Annotated in this window: 9 protein-coding genes; all 9 read right to left on the minus strand. The window is 71.6% G+C overall.

Translation table 11 applies throughout. The features are described 5' to 3' along the window. On the minus strand, positions 1-1,312 hold a 1,312-nt coding region (gene hemL, locus BN10_RS02145; protein ID WP_407674652.1), incomplete at its 3' end, for a glutamate-1-semialdehyde 2,1-aminomutase. Positions 1,313-1,445: 133 nt separating this feature from the next. After that, positions 1,446-1,937, minus strand: a complete 492-nt coding sequence (locus BN10_RS02150; protein WP_010849509.1) for a MarR family winged helix-turn-helix transcriptional regulator — start codon at positions 1,935-1,937, stop codon at positions 1,446-1,448. 55 nt (positions 1,938-1,992) lie between these two features. Further along, positions 1,993-2,964 carry a porphobilinogen synthase gene (gene hemB, locus BN10_RS02155; RefSeq protein WP_040752306.1) on the minus strand — a complete coding sequence of 324 codons (972 nt, stop codon included), beginning with the start codon at positions 2,962-2,964 and terminating at the stop codon, positions 1,993-1,995. Between the two features lie 13 nt (positions 2,965-2,977). Then, on the minus strand, positions 2,978-4,618 hold the full coding sequence (locus tag BN10_RS02160) for a bifunctional uroporphyrinogen-III C-methyltransferase/uroporphyrinogen-III synthase (RefSeq protein ID WP_010849511.1): 1,641 nt from the start codon (positions 4,616-4,618) through the stop codon (positions 2,978-2,980). Beyond that, positions 4,615-5,598, minus strand: coding sequence for a hydroxymethylbilane synthase (gene hemC, locus BN10_RS02165; RefSeq protein ID WP_010849512.1), 984 nt, complete (start codon positions 5,596-5,598; stop codon positions 4,615-4,617). The genes BN10_RS02160 and hemC overlap by 4 nt, the downstream gene beginning before the upstream one ends. Then, the gene (locus BN10_RS02170; protein ID WP_010849513.1) at positions 5,595-6,911 is read right to left on the minus strand and encodes a glutamyl-tRNA reductase; all 1,317 of its coding nucleotides are present in this window, start codon (positions 6,909-6,911) and stop codon (positions 5,595-5,597) included. Before BN10_RS02170 ends, hemC begins: the two co-directional genes overlap by 4 nt. Beyond that, positions 6,908-7,582: a redox-sensing transcriptional repressor Rex gene (locus BN10_RS02175; protein WP_010849514.1), complete on the minus strand. Its 675-nt coding sequence runs from the start codon at positions 7,580-7,582 to the stop codon at positions 6,908-6,910. The genes BN10_RS02170 and BN10_RS02175 overlap by 4 nt, the downstream gene beginning before the upstream one ends. Positions 7,583-7,754: 172 nt before the next feature. After that, a complete protein-coding gene (locus tag BN10_RS02180) occupies positions 7,755-8,003 on the minus strand; it encodes a glutaredoxin family protein (protein WP_040750758.1) in 249 nt (82 codons plus the stop codon). A gap of 2 nt (positions 8,004-8,005) precedes the next feature. Continuing rightward, the coding region (locus BN10_RS02185) for a lysophospholipid acyltransferase family protein (RefSeq protein WP_233354242.1) at positions 8,006-9,193 on the minus strand (1,188 nt) is incomplete at its 5' end.

Here is a 9,193-nt window from a genome sequence, read left to right on the forward strand (position 1 = left end):
CCGCCGCTCTGGCCGCGGCCGGCAGGGCGGTGGTGATGACGTCCAAGGCCTCATCGTCGTGCGCACCCGAGACGAACCAGGCCTCGAAGGCACTCGGCGGCAGGTGCACACCGGCGTCGAGCATGGCGTGGAAGAACCGGCCGAAGGCGGCGGTGTCCTGGGCGCGAGCATCGGCATAGGTGCGCACGGGGTCCTCGCGGAAGAAGATCGAGAACATCGAGCCGGCCCACTGCACCGTGTGCGGCACACCCTCGGCGGTGAGGGCGGCCGAGGCGGCATCCGCGATCACGGTCGCCGTGGCCTCGAGGCGCGGGTAGAGATCTTCGGTGCAGCCCCGCAGGGTGGCCAACCCGGCCGCCGCGGCCACGGGGTTTCCCGAGAGCGTTCCGGCTTGGTAGACCGGTCCTTCCGGTGCCAGGTGGGCCATGATGTCGGCCCGTCCACCGAACGCGGCTGCGGGAAAGCCGCCGCCCATGACCTTGCCGAAGGTGAACAGGTCCGGGGCACCCGCTGCGGGCACACCCTCGAGGCCGAGCCAGCCCGCACGGGAGCAGCGGAAGCCGGTCATCACCTCGTCCGAGACGAGCAGCGCGCCGTGCGCGGAGGTCACTCGGCGCAACGCGTCGGTGAAGCCGACGACCGGCGGGACGACTCCCATGTTGCCGGGCGCTGCCTCGGTGATGACAGCCGCAATCTCGCCACCCCGCGCCGCGAAGACCGCGTCCAGCGCCGCAATGTCGTTGTAGGGCAGCACGATCGTCTCGGCGGTCATGTCGGCCGGGACGCCCGCCGAGTCGGGCAGGGCGAAGGTCGCGACGCCGGATCCGGCGGCAGCCAGCAGGGCGTCGACGTGCCCGTGGTAGCAGCCGGCGAACTTCACGATGACGTCCCGCCCGGTGAAGCCGCGGGCCAGCCGGATCGCCGACATCGTCGCCTCGGTCCCGCTGGAGACCAGTCGCACCTGCTCGACCGGCGCGACCCGGGCGACGATCTCCTCGGCGAGGAGCACCTCGCCCTCGCTGGGCGTCCCGAAGGAGAAGCCCTGTGCCGCAGCATGATTCACGGCATCAAGGACGTCGGGGTGCCGGTGACCGAGGATCATCGGTCCCCAGGAGCAGAGCAGGTCCACCAACCGGTTGCCGTCGACGTCGACGAGCCACGGGCCGTGTGCTGAGGCGATGAAGCGCGGAGTGCCTCCCACCGCGCGAAAGGCTCTCACCGGCGAGTTCACCCCGCCCGGGATGACGGCGCGTGCGCGCGCGAGGAGTGCGTGGGAGGAAGCCGTGGTCAGGGTCTGGGAGGGCACGGACACTCTGGCAAGTCTAGGTGGCCCGCTCCGATCCTGGGGTGCGGGTTCTGCTGTGCCCTGGGACTCAAGGCCGCACCGAAGCCGACCAGGGAGCCGCGCGAGCGGCGCCAGCCGCGCGAGCGGCGCCAGCCGCGCATCAACGGGCGGCGGTCTCCTCGGCGCCCACCGCAGCGTTGGCCCGACGGATAGTCTGCATCGCCTCGCCCAGCGCGCGGAACTGCTCGGCGGTGAGCGGGTCGATGAGGTGACGGCGCACGCTCTCGACATGGATTCGTGCCAACTGACCAACCAGCGCAAAACCCGCATCAGTCAGACAGAGCACGACACCCCGGCCGTCGTCGGGAGCCGGGATGCGGCGCACCAGCCCCCGCTTCTCCAGTCGCGCCGCCGTGTGCGTGACCCGGCTGCGAGACTGGACGATGAAGGCGGCGAGCGCCGACATCCGCTGCCGACCCTCCGGGGCCTCCGAGAGCATCGAGATCAGTTCGTACTCCGGCAAGCTCACACCCTGATCGGCCAGGTCTCGCTCGAGGGCGACCTCCAACTCTCGGCTGCCGCGCAGGTAAGCGCGCCACGCCTGCTGCTCGTCGGCGGAGAGCCACCGGGTGACAGCGTCCTCGCTCGTCATGAGCGCATCCTGCCACCGGTACGAGCCGTCGACGCGCCACGGGCCGGAGCGGCGTTCACCAGCGCTCCGCCAACTCCAGGGCGAAGTAGCTCAGGATGATCTGAGCCCCGGCCCGACGCAGGTGGATCAGGGACTCGGTCGCCACCCGCTCGCGGTCGATCCAGCCGTTGTCGGCGGCCGCGACGATCTGTGAGTACTCACCCGAGATCTGGTATGCCGCAACGGGAACCGGCGAGATTTCGGCAGCGGCCGCGATGATGTCGAGATGAGGCTGGCCGGGCTTGACCATGATGATGTCGGCGCCCTCGGCGACGTCGAGCTCGATCTCACGGATCGCCTCGGTCGCATTCGTGGGGTCCTGCTGGTAGGTCGCCCGATCGCCGACGAGGGAGGACTTCACGGCCTCCCGGAAGGGGCCGTAGAGACCGGAGGTGTACTTCGCGGCATACGCGAGGATCAGGGTGTCGGTGAAGCCGGCAGCGTCGAGGGTCGCCCGCACGTGCCCGACCTGGCCGTCCATCATCCCCGAGAGGCCGAGCACCTCGGCGCCGGCGGCGGCCTGCGCGAGGGCCATCGCGGCATACCGCTCCAGGGTGGCGTCGTTGTCGACGGCCCCCGAGTGGTCGAGGACGCCACAGTGGCCGTGGTCGGTGAACTCGTCGAGACAGAGGTCGGCCATGACGACGATCCGATCCCCCACCGCCTCGGCGAGGCGGGTGAGGGCGACGTTGAGGATGCCACCGGGGTCATCGGCGCCGGAGCCACGCCCATCCTTGGCCTCGGGCACACCGAAGACCATCAAGCCCCCCAGGCCTGCCGCCACGGCACGCTCGGCCTCCGCGACCAGCGAGTCGAGGGTGTGCTGGACCACGCCGGGCATCGACGAGATCGGCACCGGTTCGGCGATGCCTTCGCGCACGAAGACCGGGAGCACCAGATCCGCCGGGTGCAACCGGGTCTGGGCCACAAGGCGGCGCACCGCCGGCGAGCGCCGCAGCCGACGAGGACGGTGGACGGGGAAACTCACGATCGCCGGATCCTCAGGAACGGGCCCGGCGACGCGACTCACTGCGGCGCTCACTGGGGCGACGCACCTGCTCGCCGGCCTCGTGCGCGGCGTGGGCGCGGGCCGCGCCGTGATCGGCCAGGGCATCGATGAGCACCTCGGCGCTCGGCTCGGCAGCCAGCACGTCGACGCGCAGGCCGTGCTCCTCGGCCGTCTTCGCGGTCTGCGGGCCGATGCAGGCGATCACCGTGTTGGTGTGTGGCTTGCCCGCGATCCCGACGAGGTTGCGGACCGTCGAGCTCGACGTGAAGACGACTGCGTCGAAGGCACCACTCTTGATGGCGTCGCGAACCTCGGGTGCCGGCGGCGCCGCACGCACGGTGCGGTAGGCCGTGACGTCGTCGACCTCCCAGCCCATCTCGACCAGTCCGGCGACGAGGGTGTCTGTGGCAATGTCAGCCCGCGGCAACAGGATTCGGTTGATCGGGTCGAGCAGGTCGTCGTAGGGCGGCCACTCCTCGAGCAGGCCGCGTGCGGACTGCTCCCCCGTCGGCACGAGGTCGGGGATGAGCCCCCAGTCACGCAACGCCTGGGCGGTGACGCCACCCACCGCTGCGACCTTGAGGCCGGCGAAGGACCGCACGTCCAGGCCGAGAGCTTCGAAGCGCTCCCGCACGGCCTTGACGGCGTTGACGGAGGTGAACCCGACCCACTCGTAACGACCGGTGACCAGGCCCGTGATCGCGCGCTCCATCTGCTGCGGGGTGCGCGGGGGTTCGACGCTGATGGTGGGCACCACCGTGGAAATCGCGCCATAGCGGGACAGCCGCCGGTCGATGGACTCGGACTGCTCCTTGGTGCGCGGGACCAGGACGTTCCACCCGAAGAGCGGCCGCGACTCGAACCAGTTGATCGTCTGGCGCAGGTCCACGGTCGGGCCGACGACCGCCAGGGCCGGCGTCGGAGCCGACTCGACGGCTGCCGTCGCGTCCTCGAGGGTGGTGACGGCGGTGCTCTGCCGCACGGAGGTGCCGTGGCCGGTGACCGCAACAGGAGTGCCCGCGTCGCGGCCGGCCTCCAGGAGCGCGGCCAGTCCGGCAGCGAGCGCCTCGGCGCTGCCGAGGACGACGACCGTGGAGCGTGGATCCAGGCAGGCGGGGTCGACGGTGGACGCGCGCCCCTTGGTGCCGCCGGCGTGGGCGATCACGTGGAGGGCCGAGGACTCTGCGGTGGTCAGCGGAACGCCCGCGTAGGCCGGGACGGCGGAGACCGCACTGACGCCCGGGACGACCTCGACCGGCACCCCGGCCTTGGCGCAGGCCAAGGCCTCCTCGGCGAGACCGTTGAAGGTCGCCGGGTCACCATCCATGAGACGCACGACCAGGCCACCCTTGTGGGCTCGGGCAGTGCTCACGACGAGCTTGGCATTGGCAGCATGCGTCAGGCGCTGACCGTGGTCGCCGCGACCGGCGTCGACCACGTCGACCTCGGGTCGGCAGTGCCGAGCCACGACCTGGTCGCGGGCGATCTGGTCGATGACGACCGCATCGGCCTCGGCGAGCAGCTCGACCGCGCGGACGGTGAGCAGGCCGGGGTCACCGGGGCCCGCGCCCACGAAGGCGACGGTGGCGGGGGTCTTCCCGGGCCGGGAGGGGGTGGTGGTCACGGTGGTCACGCTCCGAGTGGGGTCGCGGTGGTGCGGGTGGTCGAGCCACCCGTGGGACTGGTCGGTGGTGCGAGGTCGGGGACGAGCGCACCGGCGCCGTCCTCGAGGAGCAGGGCGGCAAGGGCGGCCCCGAGTCGCTCGGGAGCATCGAGGGGCCCGGTCAGTGAGCGGCGGATCTCGTCGCTGCCGTCGACCGCGACGACCGCGCCGCGCAGACTGAGTTCGTCCCGGTCGTCGCCGATGACGACATCGGCGAGGGCTCCCACGGGAGCGGAGCACCCGGCTTCCAGCGCCGCAAGCAGCGATCGCTCAGCGGTCACGCACGCGCGGGTGTCGGGGTCGTCGAGCGCAGCCACGGCCTCACGCAGGGTCCGGTCGTCAGCCCGGATCTCGACGGCGAGAGCACCCTGGCCGGGGGCGGGCAGCACCTGGATCGGGTCGAGGATCTCGGTGACCTGGTCGTCGCGCCCGAGCCGGCGCAGGCCGGCCAGGGCGAGGACGACTCCGTCGAGCCGACCCTCGGTCACCGCCGCGAGGCGGGTGTCGACATTGCCGCGCAGGTCGCTGACCCGGTGGCCGAGCCCGAGGGCGAGCAACTGGGCCTGCCGGCGGGGCGAGCCGGTCCCGATGACGGCGCCCGGGGGCAACTCACCCAGGGTCATCCCGTCGCGCGCGACAAGCGCATCGCGAGGGTCCTCCCGCACGGGGATGGCCCCGAGGGCGAGTCCCTCCGCCGGCGCTGTCGGCAGATCCTTGAGCGAGTGAACGGCCGCGTCGATCCGACCCTCGTGCAGGGCCGAGCGCAGCGCGGAGACGAAGACGCCCGTCCCCCCGAGCTGGCGCAGGGCAGTGCGCTGGTCGCGGTCGCCGTCAGTCGTCACGAGCACGAGCTCGACGTCGTGGCCGGCGGCGCGCAGCCGGTCGGCCACCCAGGTGGACTGGGTCGTGGCCAGCGCCGAGCGCCGAGTGCCCAGCCGGATGGTGCTCATGGCCCCTCCTCCGGGTCGAGAACCAGTGGCACCGGAGCGGAGACCAGGCTCACGTCGCGCGGGTCGAGGTCGAAGAGCTCGTGCAGTGCGCGCGCGTAACTGCCGCCGCGGCCCTGCTCGGCGAACTCCTTGACCCGCACAGTGGGGGCGTGGAGCAACTTCTCGACGACGCGGTGGACCGCCTTGGCGACCTCGTCACGCTCGGCCGGGTCGAGGTCCGGGAGGCGCCGCGCGAGCCGGGTGAGTTCGGCGGCGACGACGTCCTCGGCGCGCCGACGCAGGGCACTCACCGTGGGGGCGACCGTCTCGGCGCTGCGCATCGTGAGGTACTCGGCGACCTCCGCCGTGACCAGGTCAGTCGCGGCCTGCACCTGCGGGTGATGGCCTGCATCGCCCAGCAGGGTGCCCAGGTGGGCCAGGTCGAGGAGTCGGACGCCGGGAACCGTCGCGGCACCGGGTTCGACATCGCGCGGCAGGGCGAGGTCGACGACGACCAGGGCCCGACTCTCACGGCCCCGCTGGGCCTGGACTAGGTCGGCGGTGGAGACCACGAGGCCGCGTGCACCGGTGCTGGAGATCACCACGTCGGCGCGGCCGAGCGCAGCCTGCCGATCCTCCCAGGCGACCACCTCGCCGCCCAATCGCTCGGCGAGCGTGTGCGACCTGACGGAGCCTCGGTTGGCGATGAGCAGCTCGCGCACCCCCGCCGCCTTCGCGGCCGTCGCGGCCAGAGCCCCCATCCCGCCTGCGCCGAGCACGAGGACGCTCGCGGTGGTCAGATCGACTTCGGTGGCGGCCTCGGCGAGCGCGGCGTCGACGAGGGAGCGACTGACGGCGTCGATCCCCGTCTCGCTGTGGACCCGCTTCCCGACGCGCAGGGCCCGCTGCAGGACGGTGTTGAGCTGCGGACCGACGTGATGGCGGGCCTGACCGCGCCGCAGCGCGGAGCGCAGTTGGCCGAGCACCTGGGCCTCGCCGATGGCCATCGAGTCCAGACCGGAGGACACCGAGAACGCGTGGGCGACGCCGCGCTCCTCGTAATGGACATAGAGGTAGGGGTGGAGCAGGGCGCGGTCGACGCCGGTGTGCTCGGCGAAGGCGTCGGTCAGCTCGGCAAGGGCCCCGTGGAAGGTGACCGCCTCGGCATACACCTCGGTGCGATTGCAGGTGGAGAGCACGAGAGCCTCGCGCACGTGCTCACCGCGTAGCGCGGCGGCCTCCAGTTCGGAGGCGGCCGAGGTGTCGAAGGCGACCCGCTCGAGCACGTCGAGCGGGGCATGGTGGTGCGAGAGACCGAGGACGAGCAGGCTCATGACACCTCGGCTGTTCGGGTGGTCGGCACGGTCCGCTGCTGGGCGAGGAAGGCCAGGATCTGGAGCTCGGTGCCGAGGTCGACCTTGCGGACGTCGACCCCGCCCGGGACCGAGAGCACCACGGGTGCGAAGTTGAGGATCGAGCGGACGCCGGCGGCCACGAGCTGGTCGGCGACGTCCTGTGCCGACTCGGGTGGGGTCGCGATGACACCGATGGCCAGGCCCTGCTCGCGGACCAGGGCGGGGAGGTCTGCCATTGCCTGCACGACGAGGCCGGCAGCCCGCAGGCCCACAAGGCGTTCGTCGTGGTCGAGGACCGCGACGACCTTGAAGCCACGCGTGGCGAACCCTCGGTATGCCGCGAGCGCACGACCGAGGTTGCCCATCCCGATGATGGCCACCGGCCAGTCGCGCGCGAGGCCGAGCACCTCGGTGATCTCGGCGGCCAGCATGGTCACGTCGTAGCCGACCCCACGCACACCGTAGGAGCCGAGATGGGACAGGTCCTTGCGCAGTTTGGCCGGGCCGACACCGGCGAGAGCCGAGAGTTCCTCGGAGCTGACCGAGACGACGCCGTCGTCGGCGAGGGCGGTCAGCGCGCGCAGGTATCCCGGGAGTCGGGCGACCGTGGCGTCGGGAACACCCCGCCGGGATGCCGCCTCGGTGCTCACGCCGGTCCTCTCGTCACGCCGAGGATCGCGCGCACTCCTGGCTGAAGGGGCGGCCCGCCGACCCGGCCAGACTACGCATTTGTGAACGCATGCACAAAGTCATGCTCACCCCCGAGAGACATCTCTCACTGGCCGTGTGGTACACGCGGCGGCGGCACACTCGCTCCCGTGCTCAGCGAGTGGGCGGGTCGAGGGCTGCGCGCAGTTGCTCCGCCGTGATCCGCCAGGTCGCCACGACGGCCCCGTCGACCTCGATCACCGGGATCAGTTCGCGATAAGCGGCCAGCGTCCGGGGGTCATCGAGGATCGACCGCACCTCGAGGTCAGCGCCGCGCTGGGCAGCGATCGGTGCGCACACGGCATACGCATCGTCGCAGAGGTGGCAGCCCGGCCGGGAGTGGATGACGATCCGGGCGGGCATGCTCAGAAGAAGACCGACTTGCGCTGCATGAGCAGGGCATAGAGCGTCTGCTGGATCGTCTCGCGGACCTGATCGGTCAGGTCGAAGACCAGCATCGGGTCCTCGTCGGCACGCGGTCCGAAACCGTCGGTCGGGATCGGCGCGCCGAACTCGATGATCCACTTGCTGGGCAACGGGATGAGGCCGAGTGGACCGAGCAGCGGGAAGGTCGGGGTGATCGGCGCATACGGCAGGCCGAAGAGCCGGGCGACGGTGCCCATGTTGCCGATGATGGGGGCGATCTCCTCGGCGCCGACGATCGAGGTCGGGATGATGGGCACCTGGGCCTTGAGGGCCGCCGCGACGAAGCCGCCGCGACCGAAACGCTGGAGTTTGTAGCGCTCCTTGAAGGGCTTGCCGACTCCCTTGAAGCCTTCGGGGAAGACACCGACGAGCTCGCCCTTGGCGAAGAGGCGCTCGGCGTCGGTGTTGGCCGCGAGGGTGGAGCCGGTGCGTCGCGCGTAGGTCCCCAGGAACGGTGTCTGGAAGACGAGGTCGGCGCCGAGGGCACGCATGACCCGGTGCTCGGGGTGCTCCTCGTGGATGGCGACCTGGGTCATCACCGAGTCGATGGCAATCGTCCCGGAGTGGTTGGCCACGATGAGCGCACCACCCTCGGCCGGGATGTTCTCGATGCCGCGCACCTCGATGCGGAACCACTTCTCATAGATCGGGCGGAGCAGCGGCAGGACGACGTTCTCGGTGAAGTGGGGGTCGTAGCCGAACTCGTCGACCGCGTAGTCACCCTCGATCCGACGCCGGACATAGGCGATGGCTGCGGCCAACTTGGCCTCGATGTCCTCGGCGGACATGCCGGCCGACTCGGCCGCGAAACGCAGGGCGGTGATGATGCCCTGGACGAGGTCGGTGACCCCGGGCGTCGGGGTCTGCGCGGGGTGCGGGCGACGGGTGGGATCGATCGCGGCCTCACCGGCGGGGGTTGGCGCGTTGGCCAGGCGGAGGCGACGCGCGACGAGGTCGTCCTGGGCGCGCTTGGCCCGAGGGCTCGGTCGTGGGACCTTGCGTTCGCCGGAGAGACGGCGGGCCTTGGGGGCAGGGCTGGACGCAACGACCGGGCGTGGCCGGTGCTTGGCGCGCTCGCCGGACGCGGGAGGGATCGGGGCCACAGCCGGAGCCGGGGCGGGGGCCAC

Source organism: Phycicoccus elongatus Lp2 (assembly GCF_000367525.1).
In the GTDB taxonomy this organism is placed as follows: domain Bacteria; phylum Actinomycetota; class Actinomycetes; order Actinomycetales; family Dermatophilaceae; genus Phycicoccus_A; species Phycicoccus_A elongatus.

Excerpts from the sequence above, each read along its gene's own strand:
- BN10_RS02150 (WP_010849509.1), bottom strand. The coding sequence starts at position 1,937 with ATGACGAGCGAGGACGCTGTCACCCGGTGGCTCTCCGCCGACGAGCAG.
- hemC (WP_010849512.1), bottom strand. The coding sequence starts at position 5,598 with ATGAGCACCATCCGGCTGGGCACTCGGCGCTCGGCGCTGGCCACGACC.
- BN10_RS02170 (WP_010849513.1), bottom strand. The coding sequence starts at position 6,911 with ATGAGCCTGCTCGTCCTCGGTCTCTCGCACCACCATGCCCCGCTCGAC.
- BN10_RS02180 (WP_040750758.1), bottom strand. The coding sequence starts at position 8,003 with ATGCCCGCCCGGATCGTCATCCACTCCCGGCCGGGCTGCCACCTCTGC.